Genomic DNA, 25,797 nt, shown 5'->3' with positions numbered 1-25,797 from the left:
CGGTTTCGAAAAAATGTATTCCCGGTTGAGTGTAAAGAATACATTATTCGTATTTAAGGGAAAAGATGTATGCCATGAAAAAATATTTTTATTGATTGCAGTCTCCTTTTCCGTATTATTGTTGCACGCTCAGACAAACAAACTGCAGCTATCACAGGAACATCCGCGTTATTTAACCGATGTGAAAGGTAAGGAAGCCACGCTGAAGTTGATAAATGATGAACCTTGGGCGAAAGATATATTCGAAAAATTGCAGAAAAGGACCGATGTATATACGCGGCTGACGGAAGCACAACCGGAATGGTTGTTTTCCCGTTTGGCCATGTATTGGGAGTCTCATGCCACAGATGTATATATAAAAGGTGAAACGTTCGACCATGCCGGTGGAGAAAAGGCACCGGTTCCCACAGTACGTTATACCGGTACCCGTGGGACTTTTGCCACTCATGGTCGTCCTAGGCTTGAAGATGTAGTGCCCTACGACGACGATGTGGAAGGTAACATCACTTTCTGTAATAATTCCTTGCCTGGACGCCCTATGGAGAGTGTGCATCCTTCCAAGACCGGACGTAATATCGAGAGCCTGAATCGTGAAATCATGGGGATTGCCCGTGATGCTGCTTTTCTTTACTGGCTGACAGATGAAGAGAAATATGCAAGGTTGGCTGCGGGAGTTTTTGATACTTATATGCAAGGTATCTATTATCGCAATGTTCCCGTTGATTTGAACCATGGTCATCAGCAGACTTTGGTCGGTATGACTTCTTTTGAAGTCATTCACGAAGATATCCTCCATGAGATAGTGCCTCTTTATGATTTCCTCTATGGCTATTTGCGTGCCCATTATGCTGATAAATTGGGTGTTTATGCCGGTGCTTTCAAGAAATGGGCAGATAACATCATAGACAATGGAGTACCCCATAACAACTGGAATTTGATGCAGGCACGCTATGTCATGGATATCGGTATGGTACTGGAAGATAATGAGTCTTATATTGATGGCAAAGGTCGGGAATATTATATAGATTATGTGCTCAACCATTCCAGTATTCGTCAGTGGAGCTTGAAACGGCTGGCCGGTTATGGATATGACCCGAATACCGGTATTTGGGCGGAATGCCCCGGATATAGCAGTGTCGTGCTGAATGATTACGCTAATTTCACCAGCCTCTTTGACCGTAATCTGGGTTTTGACCTTACGAAAGATTTATCGGTTATACCGAAAGCTGTGGCAGCTACTCCTCAATACTTGTTTCCCAATCGTATGATATGCGGGTTTGGCGATACGCATCCCGGTTATCTGAATACCACTCCCATAGTCCGTATGATAGAAAATGCCCAAGTTAATGGCAAGAAAGAGCAAGAGGACTATTTTACGGCCTTGCTAAAGTGTCTGAATCCTGATGCCGGTAAGGCAGGAGAGAAACGAAACATCCGTGTTTCTGTCAATTCTTTTTTCGATGACAAGCCGCTGGCGTTGAATCCGGATATTAAGGCCGGGAAAATAGAGGATTATGTATCGCCGTTGTTCTATGCTTCGAATGTGTCATGGTTAGTACAACGCAATGGCATGAATCCCCGCCACAGTCTTATGATTTCCATGAATGGCAGTGAGGGCAACCATATGCATGCCAATGGCATCTCTATGGAGCTGTATGGCAAAGGATATGTTCTCGGTCCTGATGCCGGTATCGGACTATATTTGTACAGTGGCCTTGATTATGCAGAGTATTATTCTCAATTTCCCAGTCACAATACAGTCTGTGTGGATGGTATATCCAGCTATCCGGTGATGAAAAGCAATCATGCTTTCCGTATGAATTCTTGCTTTCCTACCACTGCTGCAAAGAAAGGAGTGTTTTTTCCGGTTACGTATAGCGAGGTCTACTTTCGTGAGCCGGAAAGCTGTTCCGACCAGACCCGTTTGATGGGAATTGTAACTACCGGGCCCGAAACCGGGTATTATGTGGATATTTTCCGTAGCCGTAAAGTGGAGGGTGGAGACAAGATGCACGATTATTTCTATCACAATTTGGGACAGACCATGACGCTGACCGGAACGGATGGTATGGATTTAAATTTGCAGCCCACTGAAGAACTGGCTTTTGCCGGAGCTCATTTGTATGCTTACTCCTATATTTATGATAAAAAGATGGCCGAAACAGACAAGGATGTGAAGGCTACCTTTACCATTGAAATGAAGGAGTCCGGAGATGATATTTCCATGAATCTTTGGATGAAGGGGGAAGCGCAAAGGAAAGTCTTTACTGCTTTATCTCCCATGACAGAAGGATATAGCCGTACACCGGGTATGCCATATGATATTAAGAAACAGCCCACCCTGACTTTTGTTGCCCGGCAAGCAGGAGAAGCTTGGGAGCGTCCGTTTGTGGCTGTTTATGAACCATCGTCGGTTAAAGAGCCGGGCGTCATTTCTGCCGTTACTTTTTCGGAAGTGGAATGTAAAGAATCCGGTAGTCATGTAGGTATCAAGGTTGAACAGAAAGACGGCAGTACTGATTACATCTTGTCCTCCGATAATCCACTACATCTTTGCAAGATGGACTCCATGAATGCTGCTGCATCTTATGCTCTTTGGGGAAAGAGGCAGGCAGAGCGCTCGGTATTCTTTTTAGGAAACGGAACGTTATTGAAAACTCCCGTTGCTACAATTAAATCGTCTGTACCGGTCAATGTCCTTTTGGAACGGTATGCAGACGGTTGGTATTATACTGCTTCGGGCTGTTGCTCTGTCTTTGTGGACAATAAAGAGTACAGACTGTCACCTGCTGTGGAAAAGACGAAACTTCCGATACGATGATTTAAGATGTTTTGCTTTTTTCTCTAGAGAGTAAAAAACACTATCGGATTTTTCATTATATTTGTTGCGCTGGATTAATTGTGGCACAGATTTGATGAAATATAAACTGAAAAACATATTTATTATTCTGTTACTGTTGGTGGTCAGCGTATTTGCCTATCCGCATTCGTTTGCTTTCCGGGGCCTATCTGTTTCGGACGGACTTACGGACTTGTTGGTAAACGCCATTTATAAGGATGCCGATGGTTACGTTTGGCTGGGTACCGGTAGTTCGCTCGACCGCTTTGACGGAGTCCATATAAAACATTATCAGATAACCGGTACTGATGAAAAACTCAAAAGAGTCAATGCAATAGCCGGAATGGATGACGGGCAGATATGGATGGGAAACGGTATGGGACTTTGGCGTCTGAATCGGGAACAAAATATATTGGAACGTATTGTCCCTGAAAGGATTGATTGTCCTGTATATACTCTTTTGTCAAGTAACGGAGAACTCTATATCGGTACTGAAAAAGGACTGTTTATTTATAGGCAGGGAAAGCTTGAACAAGTTTTGTTGGATAAGAATACTTTCTCTTCCGCCAATGCTATCTTGGGGATGTGCAAAGGAGAGCAGGAGATGCTGTGGTTGGCGACGAAAAGCGGTCTTGTCTCTTTGCATCTGTCGGATAAGAACATTACGGCTTATCATGATAATTCCAGCAGTAAAGATGCTTCTGCATTCAATGATGTAGCCCGGATTGGGGCAATGCTTTATCTTGCTACAATGGATCGGGGTATCGTTGAATTTGATACCCGTACTTCTCAGTTCAAAGCTTATATTGGTGTGGGCTGTAATGTAATATCTACCTTATCCACTGATGGTGAAAACTTGCTATACGTAGGTACAGATGGAAATGGCGTACATTTCATTGATACCGGGCAGGGAAAAATAGTACGCTCCTTGCGGCATGAAACGGGAAGTGACGGAGGATTGCGTTCCAATTCGGTCTATTCATTGCTGGTGGACGGTGAAGGGATTGTCTGGGTTGGTTTCTATCAATTCGGTCTTGACTATACTCTCTATCAGAATGACTTGTTTTCAACGTATGCCTTTCCTCCCTTTTTCGATTCGAAGGATATGCCTATACGTGCTGTCTCCATTCGTGGTCACGAGAAGCTGATAGGTTCTCGTGATGGCTTGTTTTATATTGATGAGCAGCATAAACGCTTTAAAAGCTTCCGCACCTCACAGATGCGTTCCAGTATGGTGTTCTGTATCCGGTTCTATCAAGGTGAGTATTATATAGGCACTTATGGTGGTGGTATGTATATCCTTAATCCTTCTACTTTGACACTTCATGATTTTGCGCCCGATGAGACAATTCCTTTTCAGAAAGGACATGTTTTCTGCATTGAGGAAGATGCGGACGGAATGCTATGGATAGGAACCTCTGCCGGTATTTATTGTTATCGGGAGGGGAAGTTGACTGCCCATTATACCAGTTCCAATTCCAAACTGCCGGAAGGAAATGTGTATGAGATTCATTTTGATTCAACCGGTAAAGGGTGGGTATGTACTGAGAACGGCATGTGTATTTGGGATCCTTCCTCTGCCAAGTTACGGACAGATATTTTTCCTGAAGGTTCATTCATAAAGAAAAAGTGCGGGTCGTTTATGAAGATTCTGACCGCAACCTTTATTTCTTCCCAGATAAAGGGGCTCTTTTCATTTCAGATTTGTCATTGAACAGCTTTCATCGCCTGCAACCCGGAACTCCTTTAGAAGGGCGTGATGGTGTATTTATTATAGAAGACCAGGAACATTGGCTATGGCTGGGTACCAGTAATGGGCTGTTCCGTTATGACAAACATCATAATTTTGTCCCTTATAATTTTGTGGACGGCATTCCCAGTTCCATCTTCACACTGTGTCCTCCGGTTCGGGATGCGTCGGGAAAATTCTGGTTTGGTAATACTAAAGGGCTTGTTTATCTGGATATGTCTCGTATGAAAGAAGAAACGGTAAAGCCTTATGTTATGCTGATTACAGATGTCTATGTCAATGGCAAGCCGTCTGACTCACCATTGGTGCAGACATCTGATGGTGGTCTGGAAATTGCATTAGAGTCTTCACAGAAGAATATTACTTTCTGTTTCTCTGATTTTTCTTATACTTCTCCCGCTTTTATGGCTTATGAATATCAGTTGCAAGGAGAAGACAAGGACTGGATTACTATGACCGGAAATTCAGATGTTACTTATTATAATCTTTCTTCCGGGACTTATACCTTTAAAGTCCGTCTTATGGGAAAACCGGAAACGGAAACTCGTATGGTGGTCTGCATAGCTTCGCCTTTCGGATTGTGGGCTGGGATAGGAGGAGGAATCATTCTGGTGTTGAGTATAAGTCTCTTAGGGAGGAGGTATCGTAGAAAAAGAAAGACGGTGAACGAGGAGAAACCGGTAGATATTGTATCTCCTATTGTTGTTGAAATGGAGAAGCCTGCTGTTGCAGAAGAGAAATACAAAACTGTCAAGGTCAGTGCGGAAGAATGTAGTCGATTGGCGAAAGAACTGGAAAATTTGATGGTTGGGAAGAGGGTTTATACTAATCCGGATTTAAAGATTGCTGATTTGGCTGCTATGCTCGATACTTCGGCACATACCCTTTCCTATCTATTCAATCAGCATTTAAACCGTAACTATTACGACTACATCAATGACTATCGCATTGCAGAGTTCAAGAGGCTGATAGTTGAGGATGAATATGCCAAATATACATTAAGTGCCCTTGCCGAATTATGCGGTTTCAGTTCTCGTGCTTCATTTTTCCGTTACTTCAAGAAGGCGATGGGTATTACTCCGAATGAATACATACGGAGTATAGGCAAGACTAATGAATAATTCCTCCGTTAGAGTCTCAATTGATTAATTGATACTATGAGTCTCAATTGATTAAAGTGTTGATAATCCGATAGTTATTTTGCTTCTAGTCTAAGCTAATGAGTTGAGATTTGTTAGCTACTGTAAAGAAGTGTTTTTTGTTTTTTACCTTCTATATTTGCAATCGTTAAACCAACGTAAAACAATTAACCAAGGTCTGAAACATGAAAGACATTACGCTTACATCCACTCAATTGATATCTAACTCCTATATGAGTTACCATCATTCAGTCTATCAGTATATCTATTATAAAATCACTAGTAGAGAAGATGCTGAAGATTTGTCCCAAGATGTATTTTTGCGCTTGATGGAGTATAAACAGATGCTACGTCCCGATACTGTAAAATGTTTCATTTTTACCATTGCACGCAATCTGGTAACTGATTATTTGCGTCGTTACTATAAGAAGCAAGAGATGACTTCTTATATGTATGATATGGTGGAGACCGGTCATAATGATGTAGAGTCTTGTGTAGAAGCTGATGACTTATTGGCTTGTGAAAAACGGAGGATAGAACTTCTTCCGCAACAGCGTCGTAGGATTTATGTTATGAGCCGTTTTGAAGACAAGTCGGTTACAGATATTTCAGAAGAACTGAACCTTTCACGCCGTACGGTAGAAAACCATCTTTTCATTAGTCGTAAAGAGGTGCGGGAATATTTGAAACAATGTATCTAATTAGGTATTGATAATAATATAGTGTTAATTTTAAATTTATAAGTTTATGAAGAATGAGTTTCTAAAGTTCTCATCAAGAAGAATTTTATTCTCAGCGGCTATGGCTTCAGCTTTGTTGGCGGGTAGTCCGCAGATGGCATTTGCCGATGTCAATGGTGCGCAGGCGGTGATGCAAGCCGGTACGGTGAAAGGTGTGGTTGTCGATGTTACCGGTGAGCCTGTTATTGGAGCCAATGTAATGGTGAAGGGTACAACTAATGGCACGATTACAGATGTTGACGGAAACTTTAGTTTAAGTAACGTAAAGGGAACGTTGATTGTTTCGTTTATAGGCTATAAATCACAGGAGGTTGTGGTAAAAGGTACTGAAACCAGCCTGAAAATAGTGCTGAAAGAGGATTCTGAGTTGTTGGAAGAGGTTGTTGTTGTGGGTTATGGTACAATGAAGAAGGAATCCTTAACGGGTGCCGTTACTGCTGTTGACCAAAAAGCTTTTCAAGGTAAGGGAAGCCTTTCCAGTCCATTGCAGGCATTGCAGGGACAGGTAGCCGGTGTGATGATTACCCGTGGTTCTTCTGCTCCGGGTGATGAAAGCTGGAGCTTGAATCTGCGTGGTGCAGTATCTATGAATAATACAGATCCGTTGATTATTATTGATGGTGTGGCAAGTGACGGTGTGAATGATCTTCGTTTGCTTAACTCCAACGATATTGCTTCAATCAGTTTTTTGAAGGACGGTTCCGCAGCAATTTATGGTTCGCGTGCTGCCGGAGGGGTTATGCTGATTACGACCAAAAAGGGAGCTGAAGGAAAGGTGAAAGTGGAATATAGCGGCAACGCCACGTTCAAAACTGTGGGTTTGATGCAGGAGGCTATGAGTCTTGATCAATGGGCAAACGGATTGAAAACAGCTTTAAGAAATGATGACCAGACAGGCAATGTGTGGTATACATATGCAGAGTTGGCACAAAAATACAAAGGACAATACATTGACTTGCAAACCTCTGCCAATCCTTTTGGAACAGCAGCCTTTACAGATGTGTCCGATTTCGTTTTTGCAGATGATGTGGATTGGCTGGGAACATTGTTTGGCAATACATGGAGTACGGAACATAGTTTGAGTGTTTCGGGAGGTACGGAAAAGTCTTCCTATCGTATTTCTTTGAATTATTTGTATGATGGATCTACTTTGCAATTTGGCGATAACAACAATCAACGTTATAATTTCCGTGTGAACAATACCTACAAATTTACTGATAATTTGAAGCTGGAATCCTCTATTGCTTACAATCGTCAGAATCAAGTGGTGCCTACTATGGTAGATGCGGTTTTGTCCAATACCTTGCCTATGCCGGGACTTGCCTTTGAATCACTTAATGGCAAACCTTATGCTTGGGGTACGTGGGGGTCTCCAGCTGCTAAAGCAGAGTATGGTGGTGATAACAAGCTGGTAGTTTCTGCCATTAATATTAGTGAAACGCTGAATTGGAAATTGACAGACTGGCTCACTGCCAATGCTAATGTCGGTTATAACACGAGTACGGCTCAACGTGACAAGGTAGAGAATTCGATTACCTATTATAATTATGTGGGTAACAAGGTAGTACGTACCGATCCTATACAAGATAACTCTTCTTATACGCAGACCAGCTCCAGAACAGATTTCTACTCTTTTTCCGGTTATCTGGCTGCCAACAAGACGCTTGCACAAAAGCATAAGTTGAATTTGACTGTGGGTGCACAATATGAATTTAAGGATTATACTTACTTTGGTGTGAAAGCGAAGGATATTCAAACAGGATTGGAGATTATCCATGGTTCGGGTGATATTACACTGAGCGGCGATGAAAAGAGATACCAGACTGCGGTTCTGTCCTACTTCGGACGTTTCAACTATGATTATGACGGTCGTTATCTGTTTGAATTGAACGGTCGTTATGATGGCTCTTCTAAATTCCGTCCTGTTAACCGTTGGGCTGCTTTCTATGGTGCATCAATAGGTTGGAGATTGAAGCAAGAGACTTTTTTGAGAGATGTAGACTGGTTGAGTGAATTGAAACTTCGTGCTTCTTATGCAGAAGTTGGTAATCAAAGCGGAATCAGCGATTATGATGGCATTCAGTTCTATAATTTGGTTTCTGCCGGCGGTGATGGTGCTTACATCGGATCGGATAAAATCTCATACATTAAAACGGATGGTAGTTTGGCTTCTACAAACCGTCATTGGGAGCGTATCAAGAATTACAATGTGGCGGTGGACTTTGGTTTCCTTAATGGTAACTTGACCGGTACTGTGGAAGCTTTTCTGAAGAAGAATGATAATATGCTGGTTGATATTACTTATCCGGCCTTACTTGGTGATAAGGCTCCTAAAATGAATGCCGGCAAATTCAAGGACTGGGGATATGAGGGTTCTATCAATTATCGCGGAAGTGTGGCAGGGGTGAATTTTCATGTAGGGGGAACCTTTACTTTTGCTCGTAATGAACTGACTGATTATGGCGGTACAACAGTATTGTCTTCCGGTTATAAATCTACGATGCAGGGATATCCGTTAAAATCTATTTTTGGATTACGTTATGCAGGGAAAATTCAGAATGAAGAGCAATTGGAAGCCTATAAAGCCAAATATTTTGAGAACAATGGCGTGAACATGCCTTCCAACCTTCGGGTGGGTGATAATATGTATTGTGACGAGAATGGTGACGGTAAGATTGATGAGAAAGATTACATCTATTTGGGTAGTGATACACCGGAAATCTCCTATTCATTTAATTGGGGTGCCGATTGGAGAGGTTTTGATGTAAATGTCATTTTCCAGGGTAGTGCAAACCGTTTTGTCTATCGTCCTATCGACAATATGACTGTTCCTTTCCGTGGCTATTATACCAATACAAGTACCGCTTCTATTGATAACACATGGGCTGAAGATAACCGGAATGCATATTATGCCCCTTATACGAGTGACAGCAATATCAACAATTGGAACTATCAGGCATCTTCACTCACGGCACAGGATGGTCGTTATCTTCGTCTGAAGAACTTAACCATTGGCTATACTTTCCCGGCTAAAATGCTGAAGAAAACGAAGGTGCTGCAAAATGCGCGTATTTATGCAACCGGTACCGATCTTTGGGAAACAACCAAAATTAAGGATGGATGGGATCCTGAAGCTGCCGCTTTCGATTCGAAAGATGCGAAGCAAGCTGCTAAGGGTGTAAAACGTTATCCTTTTACGCGTAACTTTACTTTTGGTGTTAATTTAACCTTCTAAAACAATCGATATATGAAACTGAAACAGTACATTAAAATAGCTTGTCTTTCTTCCTTTACAGTTGTGGCAACTTCTTGTCTTGACCTGGAGCCGAAAGCGAATTTGAGTGACAGCACTGTTTGGAACAAAGCTTCCAACTTTCAACTTTTTGCAGACCAATTTTATGGTTGGACATCTGATTTTGTTACGGCTATTGGCGACAATGTGCACAGCGATTACCGTTCGGACTTAGTATGCGGCTCTTCTGTAAATACTTATAGCCAAGGGACCAATACGATTCCTTCTAGTGACGGGAATTATGGAACTAATTACAAACGTATTTATTATACAAATCTCTTGTTGAAGAATGCTGAGTCGTTCAGTGATCCGGCTTCCATTGCTATTCCTGTAGCTGAAGCAAAGTTTTTCCGTGCTTATGCTTATTTTGAGTTAGTGCAGATTTATGGCGATGCCATTATCGTTACTGAACCATTGGACACTGATTCTGAACAACTTTATGGTGCGCAAAATGATCGTGGTGAAGTGGTGGACCTTATCATTAAAGATTTGCAGGAAGCTGCCGGAGCCCTTCCGGAGACATCGACGGAAGCTGGACGTTTGAATAAGTATATAGCTCTTTCTATGCTTTCACGTGTGGCTCTGTATGAAGGTACTTGGCAGAAATTTCATAATGGAGGAAGGGATGCTACAGCCAATACAGCACGGAGCACGGAGTTGCTAACCATTGCCAAAAATGCAGCCAATGAAGTTATTAAAAGCGGTAAGTATAAACTTTTCTATCATGAAACGTTAGGTGACCAGAGTTATCGTTATATGTTTACATTGGAAGATGGCGCACAATGTAATCCGGCCAATCTTTCCAAGGCAGACAATACAGAGTATATTTTTGTGAAACGTCATCGTAATGGTGATAAGACGGCTTATAACCTAACACATGGGATGGTTGGTAATGCTTGTTATGTTACTCGTAAGTTGGCTGAACTCTATCTTTGTTCGGATGGGCTTCCTATTGAAAAGTCTTCCAATTTTAAGGGCTATAAGGGAGTGGCTGATGAATTTCAAAACCGTGACCGGCGGATGGACAACACGATGTTGTATCATGGCGAGCAGTATTGGAATAATGACGGAAAGTGGCGTACAACTTGGACTGATGCCGATCTTACCGATTGTTTGGTTGCCAATGTTCGTAGCGGTAGCGGTTATCAATGCCAAAAATGGGGTACGGAGCGTAAAGTAGATGATTATTATGAAAGTTACGACTTTCCGGTAATCCGCTATGCGGAAGTTCTGTTGACTTATGCGGAAGCTGCTTACGAGTTGGATGGAACTATTTCTGATTCTGACTTGGACTACTCTTTGAATTTGGTCCGTCAGCGTGTCAATCCCTCGATGCCTAAACTGAGTAATAGTCTTGTTGTTGCACACGGTCTTTCTATGCGTGAAGAAATCCGTCGTGAGCGTACTGTAGAATTGGTTCTTGAAGGACATCGTATAGATGACCTTAAGCGTTGGGCCACGGCGGCAGTAGAAATGCCGCAAGACCAATTGGGAGTACAATTTACGGGAACTTGGTTTGAAACCAATTGGAATAATCCGGGAAAATCTGTAAATGCAGATGGTATTCTTGTACTCTATACGAATCGGGTATGGAATGACAAACTGTATCTTTATCCGTTGCCTTCCGATCAGTTGCAGCTCAATCCGCAGTTGGAACAAAATCCGGGTTGGAAATAAAATAATGGAATTAATAATGATTTTAAAGAAATGAAGAGTATGAAAGATATATTTAAATATGGATTGGGGGGCTTGTTGATGACTGCACTTTCTGCTTCCTTTACTGCTTGTAGTAATGACGACGAATTTGCCGAATTATCTGCTGCCAGCTATCCGGCTTCAGTAGAGATGGTTCTTCCAGCTGACATACGTCCTCTAGTGTATAAAGACGAACAAGGAGCAATGACACTGCCGTTGGTAAAAGGAGAAAAGGTAGCGTTAGGATTTATCATTGCACCGGATGACGTTACGTTCAAGGAAGTGAAATGGACATCGAGTAATGAAAGCGTGGCTACGGTGGATGCTGATGGCAATTTGACAGCCGTCAGTGGCAGTGGCACCGGTTATGCTGTGATTCAAGTGGCACCTGATGCTTATTATTCGGGAAGTAATATTGCTTCTACATTGAAGGTTGTTGTGGTAAATGAGATGGTGAAGGCTGAATCGTTGACTTTGGCCTCTTCTGCCGATGAAGTATATGCAGGTGAAACCCTTCAGTTTGCTGTAGTTATTGCTCCTGAAAATGCTACTTATAAGACTGTGAAATGGAGCAGCTCTAATGAAAAAGCTGCTACAGTGGATGCAAATGGATTGGTTACCGGATTGGTAAATGATGAAATCCATGCTAAAGTTACCATTACAGCAACTTCTTTGGATGGTGGAAATGTGGTAGCTTTCAAGGAAATCACTGTTAATCAGATTGTACAGCCACAAGAGGTGTTCATTGACCAGAGTTGTGCTGCAGATAGGGGGTATGTATTTGCAATAGGCGAAAAGAGTGTTAAGTTGAACTATACGACAGTGCCGGTAGATTGTACAAAATCATTAATCCAATGGACATCAAGTGACGAAACAATTGCAACGGTACAGGGCGGAGTCGTGACATTCAACCGTGAAGGTATATTTGGCGATGTAACTATTACGGCTACTTGTCCCGAGACGGGTAAGAGTGATGCTATTACATTGCATTTGGAGGAAGGATTGGTTCGTGAGCTTTTCCGTGATGAGAATAATTATGGGTGGTATAACGCTAAACAGTCGGGTAATGGAACTTCCTCTTCCCATGTATGGCATGATGGTTATCTGACGGTTACCACTTATACACAGAATGCCACCAAACAACGGGGTGACTTCAAATGCTGGGATACTCCGGTTTGGCTTCATGCAGGTAAATATCCTATTTTTGCTATTCGTATGGATGATATTAAAGATAAATATGAAAGCGTAACCGCGAGAAACATCACTTTTGATGCTGTAGGTACTTGTGCCGGTGTCGATTATAAAGGTGGTCTGGATGGCAATAACAACAAATGGCTTCACGATTATAAATGCAGTGATGGTAGCCATGTATTTATTTATGACTTGACTTTGCAAAAGTGGGCTACCGGTGGAATTTTGCCTACTGGTGAAGTCGCCAAATTTACTTCTATGCAGTTTAAATATGCTGATATTGCTACATTGACCGAGCAAGTGACTTACAATGTTTATTGGGTGCAAACCTTCAAGAGTATGGATGATTTGAAAAAGTATATTACTTCGGAAGGATTGACTTATGAAACAATTAAATGAAAACAACCTTTATGAAATATAGAATATTAACTTCAATAAGTCTTGCACTGCTGGTGGCAGTGCAGACCTCTTGCCGAGAGAATGAATTTGGAACGGTTGATTTGACCATGCCCGATGAAGAGGAAATTTACACTCCGGTAGTAGCGCAATATACCTATAGTCATCCGTGTGCAATGTTCAATCAAGTAGATTTTGACCGAGTAAAGAAAATGCTTGATGACGGTACTGCGCCGCAAGTGGTAAAAGATGAATTTTCTTTGTTGAAGAATAGCCGTTATACGGTTCCCGGTTATACGGCTACTCCGTTGGAATATATCGTTCGTGGTGATGGGGCAGGTATTACTTCGGATGGTAAAGAACACTATCAGGAAGCGATGAATGATGCAGCAGCGGCTTATCAAATGGCTCTTTTGTGGAAGCTGACGGGTGATAGCAAATATGCCGATGCTTCGGTCAAGGTAATGAACGATTGGGTGAAGACCTGTAAGGGCATCAAGTCAAATGATGCTAACCAGATGCTAGCTGCTGGTGCACAAGGATATACCTTTGCCAATGCCGGTGAAATTATGCGTTCTTACGAAGGGTGGTCTGCTACGGATTTTGCCAAATTTAAAGAATGGATGTTGGATGTTTTCGCTTCAAAGAACGAACAGTTTTTGAAATATCATTGGTATCAGGGTACTCAAGATTGCATATATCACTATTGGTCTAATTGGGATTTGGTCAATCTCTGCTCTTATTTTGCCATTGGTGTTCTGACGGAAAATGATGATATGGTGAACTATGTGGTAAATTATTTCCATGGTGGAGGCGGAAACGGTTGTGTCAAGAATCTTCTTCAAGGTGCTTTCTCAGACCCGTTGGGAAGTGGCGAAGAGATTGCCCAGAACCAGGAAAGTGGCCGCGACCAGGGACATGCCATGATGTCGGTAGCCGTAACGGCTAATCTTTGCCAGATGGCTTATACATTGTATCTATGCAATTCGTCTGTCACCCAGCTCGATTTCTTTGCTGCCAACGATAATGCGGTGATGAAAATGGGAGAGTATACGGCGCTTTTCAATTTGCGTGATGGTAATGACCAATTGAACGCATCCGGTTCATGGCTGATAACACAAGCAAAAATGCCGTTTGATGAATATAAATATTGTGTGGATTGCAGTTGCAAGGATAAGAATCATTCGGCTATTCATACGCAGGTAGCTGATGATAAAGGGCGTGGAAGCTTGCGTCCAGGCTGGGAAATACTTTACAACCACTATGCCAAGGTGAAGAATTTGGGCGGTGGTTATAAATATGCTCAAATGGCTGCCAATAAGATGCGTCCCGAAGGCGGTGTGGATGGTAATAGCCGTTATGGTACGAATAGCGGTGCCTTCGACCAGCTCGGCTGGGGTACACTGATGTTGTATCGTGAATAAGTTGTTGCAAAACCTGCTTGGAACAAAATTCTGAGTAGTGATTTGATAACACTGATTGATTTGACTCAATAGGTCTGTAGTGATAAAAGGCTTCTGCTGCTTGAAACTGGCACAGAAGCCTTTTACTGTATTAGAGCCTGTTTAAATTTTCTTGGAGCTTTTTTCTATGAGTTGTTTTTGAGGATTTTTCTTCTTTCGCATGAGGAGCATAGCGGGCTATGTGACAAATGCGAAAGGAGAAAAAACCGAAGACAAGTTTAGAAAATGCTCATAAGAAATTATTTCAAGAAATTTTAAATAGGCTCTATAGTCAAGCAGAAATATTCTGCGAATATTTTTGTTTGGAGAGTTAGGGGGAGGTAAAGGGGGGAGGCTGTCCGAAAACTTTGGGTCTGCTTTTTTTTTTGATAATTTTTAGACACTGATTAAGCGGATTAATCGGATTTTTTAATATTCTTATTCGCTTAATCTGCTTTATCCGCATCAAAGCGATAGCAGATATAAGTTCTCGGACAGGCTGGGGGAATTACTCAACTTTGCTCTGCTGGGAGTTATAGTCAAATAGAAATATATTGCAAAAATCAGGGCACGTAATTTTATGAGCATCAATTATACTACGTCAGTAATTTTTTGCAAATCAATTCTGTTTTACTAAATTCGCAAACCATTTCTTTTCGACCGTAATTTAAGGTAAGAGTTAACAGAAGTCATACCTCCCATATCCGACATGCCTTTCCAGCAGCGATGTACACCACATACGACTTCATCCGGTAGTTGCAGAACTCCCGATTGATGTCATCGGCGTATGCCTTCACCTGTTCCGCATCTTCGGGTTGTGGTGCGGTGAGGGCTTTTATCTTCCTGGCATCCCTTGCCTTGAAGTATTTGAACTCCACCACACGGCAATCGTTGTGGAACGAAGTGCCTGTAATTCCCGTCAGCACCAGGTCGGCACGTCCCGAATGGAGGTTCTGCTCGATGGCGAAGGTGTAGTAATTGCTCAGGTAGCGGGTCAGCACCTCGTAGAAGGAACAGCGGATGAAGTTCTCGTTCATCTTGTCGAAGGCTTGGGCGGGGAACTGGCCGAGGTATTCTTGGAAATAGTTCTCGATTAGCGGTTCTAGCAGGCGGTTGTCCATAAAACGTTCATAGGCAGGGACGAACCGGCGGGCATCGTCGCTGATGCGGTTCATCTCGTTGTAGTAGGTCATGTAGACACTGCGCATCGTCAGGTTGGGCAGGCGCATCTTAAATGCGTTCTTCAGTGTTGTCATTCCCAAGTAGTAGAGGCTGATGGGATAGAACTGCTTGTCGAAGAACTTTTGCTTGTTGAACTTGCTGCGCAGGTCGGGCAGGGAGTATATGAGTTCGTCGTCAATGACGAGCGAGTCTAGCATCTCCTTGGCATTCTCCAGGGTGATGGTCAGCCGGCAGATCCATCCGATGTCGGTGCGCAGGTTCTCGTCCACCATTTCATTGGGGATGCCACCTTTCAGTTCGGCGAAGTTCTTGAAGAAGTAGGTCAGTATGGTGGAGTTGAACAACGGTCGTGCATCGGGCAGGAAGCGGTATCCGTCGTAGTTGTTCAATATCAGCCGCCAAAGTTCTTCGAAGTTGCCTTTTTCTTCACCATATTTGTCGATGACGTAGCGCAGGTAGGCGGAGGCTTCGTCGTGGTTGAAGCCGAGCATTTCGGTGAATTCCGGTTTAAGGGTCAGTATCTCGGCTATGTTGTATCCGCTGGTCAGGTCGTCCATGGTGACGGGCAGCACGCCGGTGCAGAAGCAGGTGCGGATGGTGCCTTCGCCGATGCCCGCCTTTATCACCTTGAAGAAGGTGCGCAGGAAGCTTTCGCTGGTGGTGACTTCCTCGTAGAGCGGGTCCTTGTAGGCGGTGAGCAGCTGGTTGGTGAAGTTGTCGTACTCGTCGATGAGGATGTAGAGCTTGGGCAGGTTGTTCCCTTTCACCCAGTCCAGAATGTCTGTCAGCATGCCGGAAGCACTCTCCATGCTACGGAAAGCGAATCCCTCAAAGAAACGCGGATATCGGGCTGTCCCTTTTACAAACATATTGATGCCGGGGCATAGCATATTGTTGAAATTTTCTTCCAGCTTTTCCAAGTTGTCCGCCAGCACCAGCTTGGAGAAGTCGAAGCGCATCACCATGTATTGGTTTCGTTCGTCAGTGGGGTGGGTGCCCACATACGTGTCACCGAACAGTTGCTCGAATCGACCGGCATGGTTGATGTCATAATAATATGCCAAGGTGGACACCAGCAGGCTTTTTCCGAAGCGTCGGGGGCGCAGGAATACGGGGGCTTTGTAATGTTCCAGCCTGTGGATGAACTTGGTCTTGTCTACATAGTAGAAACCGCGTTCGCGCAGCTCGGCAAAGTCGGCGATGGCGTAGGGGATGGTGATAGTCGCTTGCATACGTTCGAGGATTTGATATTCAGTCACAAATGTAGTCCTAATTCTCAATAAGAACAAATATCATCGTAAAAAAGTTGTACGCATGTTTGATAGGATGGTTGGTTTACGGATGCTTATATGTTTGCTGTGACCTATGAAGAAGGCGCTTGTCCTGCCGACTCGAAAGACCTTTTCATCTGCTATGTAAGTGCTTTGCACCACGGCTGCTTCTTGCTGCATTACGGTTTGCTGTCATTCTGCAACACCTTTGCAGTGCTACTGCATTACGGTTTGCAGTCGTTCTGCAACGCCTTTGCAGTGATACTGCATTACGGTTTGCAGTCGTACTGCAACGCCTTTGCAGCGCCACTGCATTACGGTTTGCAGTCGTTCTGCAACACCTTTGCAGCGCCACTGCAAAAGGAATGCATTGGCTTTGCAGCGATAAGTTCTTGATTAATAGTTCTTTTGTTGTAGATGGGAAATAGCCTTGTTCACGCACAAGCCATGAATGCTGTCTGCCACGGAGAGCGCTACTGGCCGGATGATGCGGACAAGGCTATTGCCATTACTTCGTAAACGTCACTCCTTCGGTATGTTCTCCGATGAAGAAGCGTGCCATATCTCCCGTTTTGTACCATTTGGGCTTGTCCGGCATGTCGTCGTAAATCACTTTTCCGTTGATGCGGAGATTTTCGAAACGGATGTTCTTTACTTTCCGCTCTTCATTATATCCGGCAATCAGGGATAGTTCGGCATTCTGCCCGTTGTAGGTGATGTCCTTGAAGAGCACATTTTCGATTCCTCTGCCCGGTGCTGCACAATACTTCTTGTTGAAGAAGATGCGCAGGTTGACGAGTTGGCCTTGACGGAAATCTTCCACACGGATATTCTCAAAACGTACGTTGCGCACGAGGTTGTTGTCCCCGACATTGATGGACATGCATCCTTGATAGTCCACCTGCTTTTCTTTGTGGTCCAGGATATCGATGTTGATGTAGTTCAGGTTCTCCATGATTTCCTGCCCTTCGGTGTCACCGTGAAGGCCGATGAAGATGGGATGGGCAACATCTGCCAGAGTGTGGAGTTCTGCATGGTGATGTTCCTGCATCCCCCTTGAAACCTTTGCGGGTGGCATAGACGGTGGTGCAGTCATCAGAGTTGCGGCAGAAGACACCGTCGAACAGTACGTTGTTGCTGGCAAACACATTCATCCCGTCTCCCCAGCCGTACGAGCTGATGGCTTTTACATTCCGTATGGTCACGCTATCCGAACCGCCGGTGGGGCATTGGGTGGTAATCACTCCCTCTACTTCGATGTTTTTGGAGTTGATGATGTAGATGCCTTCTCCACGTTTTTCGGGATGTACCTCCCCACGTCCGAGAATCCGGACGTTTTCTGCATTCTTTGCCCGGATACATCCTCTTACGATGGCTCCTCCGGCAATATAGACGGTCTTGCCCGAAGGGACGTCCAACGTGTCGCCCGGTAGTTGGTGCATGCCCGGACCGAAGTAAATCAGGTTGCTGTCTTTCTTCAGCTTCTTAGGATTCATACCTGGTTTCAACGGATTGTTGCAGTCTATCGGGTTGGCAAACAGATGAAGGTTGTGGAAAATATCTCCATTCACCTCTACCGACAAGTTGCGCGGCCGGTCGAGCTTGAAGGTGAGGGTATTGCCACTGATTTCCGGGGCTATGCCGTATGACAAGGGACGTATCCTGCCGGTATTGATTTCTCCTTTGTTGGAAGTGACCGACACTTCCACTTCTCCGGCAAAGTCGAAGTAACTCATGGAAGCTATTTCCACATGATGTTTTGCTTCCTTTACTTCATCTACTTTGACGGGGTAGGTGGGGATGATTTTCCATGCCTTGCCAGGTTCGCGTACTTTGACGGTGAAATCGTTCTTCAACTCCGCTTCTTGAGCTGCCGGATAGGTCACTAATTGATGTTGTGCGCAGGCAATGCCGGAAGTTCCGAGCAGGATGCCTGCCATGATTAGCAGTTTCTTTACTTTCATAGGTATACATGTTTTTATATTTTTCTTATTATAAAAATACGCTTTACGGGCAGAATTCACTTAATAACCGGATGAAATTTTATCTTTATATGTTTATTGAAAAGAAAGCGTATTTTTGCGAATATCCAAGTGGCTTTGGGTGGTTTTTTCACTTCGTTCGTAGATATATATAAAACATAAGGAAAATATGATGAACAACAAATTGATTACTTTCGTCCTGCTATTTCTCTGTTTTTCTCTTAAGGCGGCAGAATGGCAATGGTCGGTAGAGATACCTTCGGTCGTTTCGGCTGAGACGGATGCTCATCCGGAGGCTTTCTTATGGATACCGACTGACTGCAGGCAGGTAAAAGCTGTGGTGGTGGGGCAGCATAATATGTGTGAGGAAACCTTGTTTGATAACCCTCATTTCAGAAAGAAGATGCAGGAAGCGGGTATAGCTTTGGTCTGGATAACCCCCATCCTTGATTTTCCCTGGGATGTGACTACTGGCTGTAATGAGGCACTGTTTGCTGCTCTCGATGATTTGGCGGATATCAGTGGATACGAGGAACTGAAATTTGCTCCGATTGTTCCTTTGGGGCATTCGGCTATGGCTACCTTTCCTTGGAACTTTGCCGCTTGGAATCCGGAACGTACTTTGGCGATTGTTTCCTATCATGGAGATGCGCCGCGTACCAATCTTTGTGGCTATGGCCGTGCTAATCTGGAGTGGGGACGTACACGCAACATCGACGGTATTCCAGGATTGATGGTTGAAGGAGAATATGAGTGGTGGGAGGCGCGTGTCAATCCGGCTTTGGCTTTTCGGATGATGTATCCTGAAAGTTGTATCTCTTTCCTGTGTGATGCCGGGCGTGGGCATTTTGATGTAGCGGACCGTACAGCAGAATATATAGGTGTCTTCTTGCAAAAGGCTGTGGAACAACGATTGCCGGAAACAATGGACCCGAAACACTCCGTGCCACTGAAGAAACTGAATCCTCGCGACGGCTGGCTTGCCGAGCGTTGGCGTACGGGGACCGACGAACCTCAAGGGGAAGTCCGTACTGCACGTCTGGCAAAGCAGCCCCGGCGTGCTGTTCCTGCGCCTTACCGGCAATATAAGGGGGATAAACATGATGCTTTCTGGTATTTTGACCGTGAAATGGCTGAATTGACAGAAAGTATTTATAGGCAGGAGCATGACCTATTACCACAATATGTAAGCTTTATGCAGTCAGGAAAGTTGGTTTCGTATAATCCGAAGTCTCATGTGACACTTTCCGCTCCTTTCTGTCCGGAACCGGATGGTGTAACTTTTCATCTGAAAGCAGTCTATACAGACAGCCTTCGTGCATCAACGCTTAACAACCATTCCGCAGCCAAGCCTCGTATCGACCGCATTTGTGGCCCGGTAAAGCAGATCGATGACACGACGTTTGTTCTCGACTTTTATCGCATGGGTACTGAAAACAAAAGGCGGACCTCGAGTATGACATTTGTGGCAAGTGCGGCCGGTGATCATAAGTATAAGGAGTGTGTACAAGAATTCAATATCAACATTCCCTATCCTTTGACGGAAGGGCGGAGACAAAGTATCTGCTTTCCAAGTATGGAAGATGTATCGTTAGGAACTTCCTCTGTACCTTTATGTGCAACTTCCGATTCTGGACTGCCGGTTTATTATTACGTAAAGGAAGGACCGGCAAAGGTGGAAGGAAACAGGCTGGTATTTACCGGAATCCCTCCCCGAAGCCGTTTCCCGCTGAAGGTGACCGTTGTTGCATGGCAGTATGGACTGGTGGGAAAGATACAGACTGCTGAACCGGTAGAGCGTAGTTTTTTTATAAATCATCCCTAATTTTATAGACTGGATTAAGTAAATTCCAACCTTCATTCGTATTCATAATAAAAAAGTGATAAATGGATATGAAGAAGGTTGGAATTCTTTTTGGTGCATTGCTTTGTATGGCTTCTGCTGGGCAGATAACTCCAAAGATTTGAGATTGTTGTCTCCGAATGGTGAGCAGATGGTTACGTTTCGTCAGCAGCAGACAACTCCGGGTATAAATGAAATATATTATCAGGTAGACTACAAAGGTCAGCCGGTAATAGAGAACTCACGTGCAGGTTTGGAAATGGATAACCGCATCTGGGAAATGGCACTTGGAGTTCGTAGTTTGAAACAACCAGCTTGCTGGATGGATAATTTGGAAGTCGATTCGGTTACCACTCTGCCGACTGTAGATAAGACTTGGCAGCCTCTTTATGGAGAACGCAGTGTGATACGTGATGCTTATAATACCGCTATCATGCATTTGTCAAAGAAGGATGGTTCCGGCTATCGACTTGATATTGAAGTTCGTGCTTATAATGAAGGTATTGCTTTCCGGTACTTCTTTCCTGAGCATCCCAAAGCGATATTTCATAAAGTAGTGGGAGACTTGACGGAATATACTTTTCCGGCAGGCTCAAAAGCATGGACAGAACAATGGGCGCAGGCTTTTTTTGAGCATCTTGACATCAATGATATCGAGTGTCCCGTGGAACGTGCCCTGACCGTAGAGTTGCCCAACGGGATTTGGATGGCCTTGACCGATGCCGATGTGGATGATTGGTGCCTGACTAAGTTCCTGGCTTCGGAAAAGAAACCGAATACATTGACCTCCGTAATGTATAGTCCGGTAGATATTGTTACGTACTATGCTACCCCTTGGAAAGTGATAATGGCGGCAGAAACTCCCGGCGAGCTGCTGGAGAACAACAGCATTATAGAAAATCTGAATCCGCCTTGTGAGATAGCAGATGCTGCCGACTGGGTGAAGCCCGGTAAGATTATGCGTGAAACGACCATTACTACCGAAGGGGCTATCGCTACGATTGATTTTTGTGCAGAGCATAATATCCCTTATATGCTTTTTGACTGGTTATGGTATCTGCCTTGTACTTCGCACGATGGTGATGCAACGAAAGTGGTATCAAAATTGGATATGCCTCGTGTCGTTGCTTATGGTAGGGAGAAAGGAGTAGGTATTTGGGTGTATGTCAACCAGCACGCCTTGATGAAGCAGGCACGTGAGCTTTTCCCGATATTGCGCCAGTGGGGTATCGTAGGAGTTAAATCCGGTTTTGTTCAGTATGCCAGCCACCGGTGGGCCACTTGGGTGCACGATTTAGTGCGTTTGGCAGCAGAGAACCATTTGATGATGAATATCCATGATGAGTTCCGACCGTCTGGTTTCAGTCGCACATATCCTAACTTGCTGACTCAGGAAGGAATCTGTGGAAATGAAGAGTTCCCGGATGCTACACATAATGTTACATTGCCCTTTACCCGAATGATTAACGGTGCGGCAGATTATACTATCTGTTATTTCGATAAACGGTTGAAGACTACACATGCTCATCAGTTGGCGGCTTCACTTGTATTTTACAGTCCTTTGCAAACCATTTTCTGGTATGACAAGCCTTCTTTTTATCAAGGAGAGCCGGAAATTGAGTGGTTTGAGAATCTGGAGACTGTATTCGATGATTCGAGAGTATTGGATGGCGCTCCCGGTAAGAATATAACAATGGTACGTCGTAAAGGAGAAGAATGGTTCCTGGGGGCAATGACCAATAACGAAGGCTCACAAGAAGAAATCTCTCTATCTTTTCTGGATAAGGGAAAGACTTACCTGGCCTCTGTCTATACAGATGGCGGGGATAAGGTGAAGACGCGTACACAAGTGAAATGCAGCTATCTGCTGGTGGACACTTCCATGACCATGACGTTTGACTTGAAGCCAAGTGGGGGAGCAGCTGCCCGCTTCGTTCCGATAGATGCAAAGGAAGCAGCGAAGTATCGGCGTTATAAAGGAAAAATAATGTAATGGTTTAGGTGTAATTCTCTCTTTATGCGTATTCAGTGTTATGGTAAAAGTTCTTTTGATATTAGTTCTGGCATCGGGGATTTGCCAGGGTGTGTATGGACAATATGTTTCGCAGGTATGGGTTGCCGACCGGAAAGACGGTACTTATATCAATCCGGTGTTGCACGCCGATTACTCCGATCCTGACGTTTGCGCGGTGGGTGATGATTTCTACATGACTGCCTCCAGTTTCAATTGTACTCCGGGGTTGCCGATTCTTCATTCAAAGGATTTGGTGAACTGGCAGTTAGTGAATTATGCATTGAGAACCCTTGTTTCGGAAGAGTTCTATGCAAAGCCGCAGCATGGGAAGGGAGTATGGGCTCCTTCTATTCGTTATCATGATGGTCTGTTCTACATCTATTGGGGAGATCCGGACTTCGGTATTTTTATGGTGAAGACAGATAATCCGTTAGGGGAATGGGAACGACCGGTATTGGTCAAAGCAGGTAAAGGCATGATAGACCCTGCCCCTTTGTGGGATGAGGATGGAAAGGTATATCTGGTTCATGCATGGGCAGGAAGCAGGGCTGCTTTCAATAGTGTAATCACGGTATGTGAGATGAATTCGGAGGGGACAGAGGTTATCGGCAGGCCGGTACTTGTTTTTGATGGTAATGACGGTGTAAACCATACGATAGAGGGACCTAAGTTTTATAAACGTAATGGGTATTATTATATACTGGCTCCGGCCGGTGGAGTAGTTACCGGTTGGCAGTTGGCACTCCGCTCCAAGAATGTATACGGTCCTTACGAATCGAAAATAGTGATGGCTCAAGGACAGACAGATATTAACGGTCCTCATCAGGGAGCTTGGGTAGAGACAAATACCGGAGAATCCTGGTTCGTACATTTTCAGGATAAGGGGATGTATGGGCGGGTCATTCATCTGAATCCGATGCAATGGATTAATGACTGGCCTGTGATAGGAGAAGATGATGACAATGATGGTTGCGGTGACCCCGTGAGACGGTATCGGAAACCGAATGTCGGCAGAAGCTACGTTGTGGAGACACCGGTAGAAAGCGATGAATTCAATTCTCGGGATTTGGGGTTACAATGGGAGTGGCATGCTAATTATCAGGATGCTTTTGGATTTACATCCGATTTGGGATATATGCGTGTCTACGGACATGTCTTGTCAAAAGACTTTGTGAATTTCTGGGAAGTTCCGAACTTGCTGTTGCAGAAATTTCCCGCAGAGGAATTTACGGCTACCACGAAACTGAAAGTTGTGGCAAAAGCTGACGGTCAGCAGTCCGGTCTTATCGTGATGGGATGGGATTATTGTTACATAGGTGTTGAAAAAGAGGGTGAGCGGTTTGTCTTGAAACAGGTCATCTGTAAAGATGCTGAGCAGAAGAATCGGGAGACTGCTATCAGTTTGGTGAAATTGCCGGTGAGTAGGAAACTTGAAGCAGGGCTGTTCCCTAACTATGAAAGGGATATCTACTTGCGGGTAACGGTTGGTAAAGAAGGTATTTGCCGTTTCTATTATAGTCTGGATGGTAAGAAGTTCAAAACGGCCGGTGAACCTTTCACAGCCCGGCAGGGAAAGTGGATAGGTGCTAAATTAGGTTTGTTTAGTACAGCACCCTATGGTAAGGATAGGGGCTGGGTGGATGCTGACTGGTTTCACATTGAAAAATAAAAAATAAAATATATGAAGACAAAAAATCTATTGGCAGGCCTGGGATTATGTTTGCTTGCTGCTTGTTCAACTTCAAAAGAGGAGTTGGATGTTGATAAGGAACTGGATTATTGTAACCGCCAGGTGAATCGCACCTTGGACGTTATGCGTGGAAAGGAAGGAAAAATAGACTACACGATGATGCCCCGTAACATTATGGATGACCAGTGTGACTGGAATTGCCGCAAGGCAACGAAGGATGAGTGGTGCAGTGGCTTCTGGCCCGGAATTTTATGGTATGATTATGAATATACGGGAGATGAAAAGATTAAGAGTGAAGCTGAGAAGTTCACTTCTTCTCTGAAATTTCTTTCCGAAACCCCTGCTTTCGACCATGATTTGGGTTTCTTGATATTCTGCAGTTACGGGAATGGTTATCGGTTGACCCATAATCCCGAATATAAGCAGGTTGTTCTGAATACAGCCGATACTTTGGCTACCTTATTCAATCCCCGCGTCGGTACGATTCTTTCTTGGCCGCGTAATGTAGAAATGTTTGGTGGACATAATACGATAATGGACAATTTGATTAACTTGGAGATGTTGTTTTGGGCGGCAAGAATGGCGGTAATCCATATTTGGCAGATATAGCCATTTCTCATGCCGACAAGACAATGATGTATCAGTTCCGTCCGGATTATACTTCTTATCATGTAGCGGTTTATGACACTCTTACCGGTGATTTTATCCGGGGCTGTACTCATCAGGGGTATGCGGATAATACAATGTGGGCCCGGGGGCAGGCTTGGGGTATTTATGGATATACTACCATCTACCGTGAGACAAAAGATGTGCGCTATCTGGATTTTGTACAGAAAGTGACGGATGTGTATCTTCAGAATCTGCCGGAAGATTATGTACCTTATTGGGACTTCAACGATCCGTCCATTCCCGAATCACCGCGTGATGCATCTGCTGCTGCTATAGTGGCTTCTGCCTTGCTGGAACTTTCCACTTATCTGCCTGTTGAAAAGGGGATGGAATACAAGGATGCCGCCATAAAGATGTTGAAGAGTCTTAGTTCGGATAAATATCAAAGTGGAAAAAGTAAATCTTCTTTCTTGTTGCATTCCACCGGGCACTGGCCTGCTAAGTCGGAAATTGACGCTTCTATCATTTATGCTGATTATTATTATATGGAGGCGTTGTTGAGGCTGAAAAAGTTGAATGAAGAAGAGGATGTGTCAAAATGAATATTAGAACACAAATTACACGAATTACACAAATTTGCAGAAAGATAATATGCTGATAATAAATATCCTATAAAAAATATTTGTGTAATTCGTGTAATTTGTGTTCCTTTCTCTCCTTTA

At 44.0% G+C, this 25,797-nt stretch carries 11 protein-coding genes and 3 pseudogenes; 12 read left to right on the top strand and 2 right to left on the bottom strand.

Going from position 1 to position 25,797, the window contains the following annotated elements; translation table 11 throughout:
• The first annotated feature begins 13 nt into the window (after positions 1-13).
• From JCM16496_RS06270 to JCM16496_RS06240, 7 genes and pseudogenes are all read left to right on the top strand, one after another.
• Complete coding sequence (locus JCM16496_RS06270) at positions 14-2,821, top strand: heparinase II/III domain-containing protein (protein WP_025833088.1); 2,808 nt, start codon at positions 14-16, stop codon at positions 2,819-2,821.
• Positions 2,822-2,915: 94 nt separating this feature from the next.
• Positions 2,916-5,710 (top strand): annotated as a pseudogene (locus JCM16496_RS06265) (two-component regulator propeller domain-containing protein).
• 203 nt (positions 5,711-5,913) lie between these two features.
• Positions 5,914-6,429, top strand: coding sequence for an RNA polymerase sigma factor (locus JCM16496_RS06260; RefSeq protein WP_025833087.1), 516 nt, complete (start codon positions 5,914-5,916; stop codon positions 6,427-6,429).
• A gap of 46 nt (positions 6,430-6,475) precedes the next feature.
• Positions 6,476-9,703, top strand: a complete 3,228-nt coding sequence (locus JCM16496_RS06255) for a SusC/RagA family TonB-linked outer membrane protein (RefSeq protein ID WP_025833086.1) — start codon at positions 6,476-6,478, stop codon at positions 9,701-9,703.
• A 12-nt stretch (positions 9,704-9,715) separates the two neighbouring features.
• Complete coding sequence (locus JCM16496_RS06250) at positions 9,716-11,437, top strand: RagB/SusD family nutrient uptake outer membrane protein (protein WP_025833084.1); 1,722 nt, start codon at positions 9,716-9,718, stop codon at positions 11,435-11,437.
• A gap of 39 nt (positions 11,438-11,476) precedes the next feature.
• Positions 11,477-13,045 carry a DUF4979 domain-containing protein gene (locus JCM16496_RS06245; protein ID WP_025833083.1) on the top strand — a complete coding sequence of 523 codons (1,569 nt, stop codon included), beginning with the start codon at positions 11,477-11,479 and terminating at the stop codon, positions 13,043-13,045.
• Between the two features lie 11 nt (positions 13,046-13,056).
• On the top strand, positions 13,057-14,466 hold the full coding sequence (locus JCM16496_RS06240; protein ID WP_025833082.1) for an alginate lyase family protein: 1,410 nt from the start codon (positions 13,057-13,059) through the stop codon (positions 14,464-14,466).
• 707 nt (positions 14,467-15,173) lie between these two features.
• On the opposite strand, the gene JCM16496_RS06235 is transcribed toward JCM16496_RS06240, so the two are convergent.
• Complete coding sequence (locus tag JCM16496_RS06235; protein ID WP_025833081.1) at positions 15,174-16,898, bottom strand: AAA family ATPase; 1,725 nt, start codon at positions 16,896-16,898, stop codon at positions 15,174-15,176.
• A 117-nt stretch (positions 16,899-17,015) separates the two neighbouring features.
• Here JCM16496_RS06235 and JCM16496_RS06230 point away from each other — a divergent pair, with 117 nt between their 5' ends.
• A complete protein-coding gene (locus JCM16496_RS06230; RefSeq protein ID WP_025833079.1) occupies positions 17,016-17,333 on the top strand; it encodes a hypothetical protein in 318 nt (105 codons plus the stop codon).
• 112 nt (positions 17,334-17,445) lie between these two features.
• On the opposite strand, the pseudogene JCM16496_RS06225 reads toward JCM16496_RS06230, so the two are convergent.
• Positions 17,446-18,901 (bottom strand): annotated as a pseudogene (locus JCM16496_RS06225) (glycosyl hydrolase family 28 protein).
• A 187-nt stretch (positions 18,902-19,088) separates the two neighbouring features.
• Between JCM16496_RS06225 and JCM16496_RS06220 the strand changes: the two are divergent.
• The 4 genes and pseudogenes from JCM16496_RS06220 to JCM16496_RS06205 all read left to right on the top strand — a co-directional run bounded on the left by JCM16496_RS06220 (position 19,089) and on the right by JCM16496_RS06205 (position 25,677).
• Positions 19,089-20,744 carry a hypothetical protein gene (locus JCM16496_RS06220; protein WP_025833077.1) on the top strand — a complete coding sequence of 552 codons (1,656 nt, stop codon included), beginning with the start codon at positions 19,089-19,091 and terminating at the stop codon, positions 20,742-20,744.
• A 97-nt stretch (positions 20,745-20,841) separates the two neighbouring features.
• Positions 20,842-22,755 carry a glycoside hydrolase family 97 protein gene (locus tag JCM16496_RS06215; protein ID WP_244440265.1) on the top strand — a complete coding sequence of 638 codons (1,914 nt, stop codon included), beginning with the start codon at positions 20,842-20,844 and terminating at the stop codon, positions 22,753-22,755.
• A 40-nt stretch (positions 22,756-22,795) separates the two neighbouring features.
• Positions 22,796-24,445, top strand: coding sequence for a glycoside hydrolase family 43 protein (locus JCM16496_RS06210; RefSeq protein WP_025833073.1), 1,650 nt, complete (start codon positions 22,796-22,798; stop codon positions 24,443-24,445).
• A gap of 12 nt (positions 24,446-24,457) precedes the next feature.
• Positions 24,458-25,677, top strand: a pseudogene (locus JCM16496_RS06205) (glycoside hydrolase family 88 protein).
• Positions 25,678-25,797: the final 120 nt, after the last annotated feature.

It is taken from the genome of Bacteroides rodentium JCM 16496, from assembly GCF_000614125.1.
Taxonomy (GTDB): Bacteria; Bacteroidota; Bacteroidia; order Bacteroidales; family Bacteroidaceae; genus Bacteroides; species Bacteroides rodentium.
The sequence above is the reverse complement of the archived record's forward strand: the minus strand, read 5'-3'. Positions and strand labels throughout refer to the sequence as shown.

Coding starts and splice junctions, on each gene's coding strand:
- JCM16496_RS06255 (WP_025833086.1), top strand. CDS start 6,476: ATGAAGAATGAGTTTCTAAAGTTCTCATCAAGAAGAATTTTATTCTCA.
- JCM16496_RS06220 (WP_025833077.1), top strand. CDS start 19,089: ATGATGAACAACAAATTGATTACTTTCGTCCTGCTATTTCTCTGTTTT.
- JCM16496_RS06270 (WP_025833088.1), top strand. CDS start 14: ATGTATTCCCGGTTGAGTGTAAAGAATACATTATTCGTATTTAAGGGA.
- JCM16496_RS06230 (WP_025833079.1), top strand. CDS start 17,016: ATGTTTGCTGTGACCTATGAAGAAGGCGCTTGTCCTGCCGACTCGAAA.
- JCM16496_RS06250 (WP_025833084.1), top strand. CDS start 9,716: ATGAAACTGAAACAGTACATTAAAATAGCTTGTCTTTCTTCCTTTACA.
- JCM16496_RS06245 (WP_025833083.1), top strand. CDS start 11,477: ATGAAAGATATATTTAAATATGGATTGGGGGGCTTGTTGATGACTGCA.
- JCM16496_RS06240 (WP_025833082.1), top strand. CDS start 13,057: ATGAAATATAGAATATTAACTTCAATAAGTCTTGCACTGCTGGTGGCA.
- JCM16496_RS06210 (WP_025833073.1), top strand. CDS start 22,796: ATGGTAAAAGTTCTTTTGATATTAGTTCTGGCATCGGGGATTTGCCAG.
- JCM16496_RS06260 (WP_025833087.1), top strand. CDS start 5,914: ATGAAAGACATTACGCTTACATCCACTCAATTGATATCTAACTCCTAT.
- JCM16496_RS06235 (WP_025833081.1), bottom strand. CDS start 16,898: ATGCAAGCGACTATCACCATCCCCTACGCCATCGCCGACTTTGCCGAG.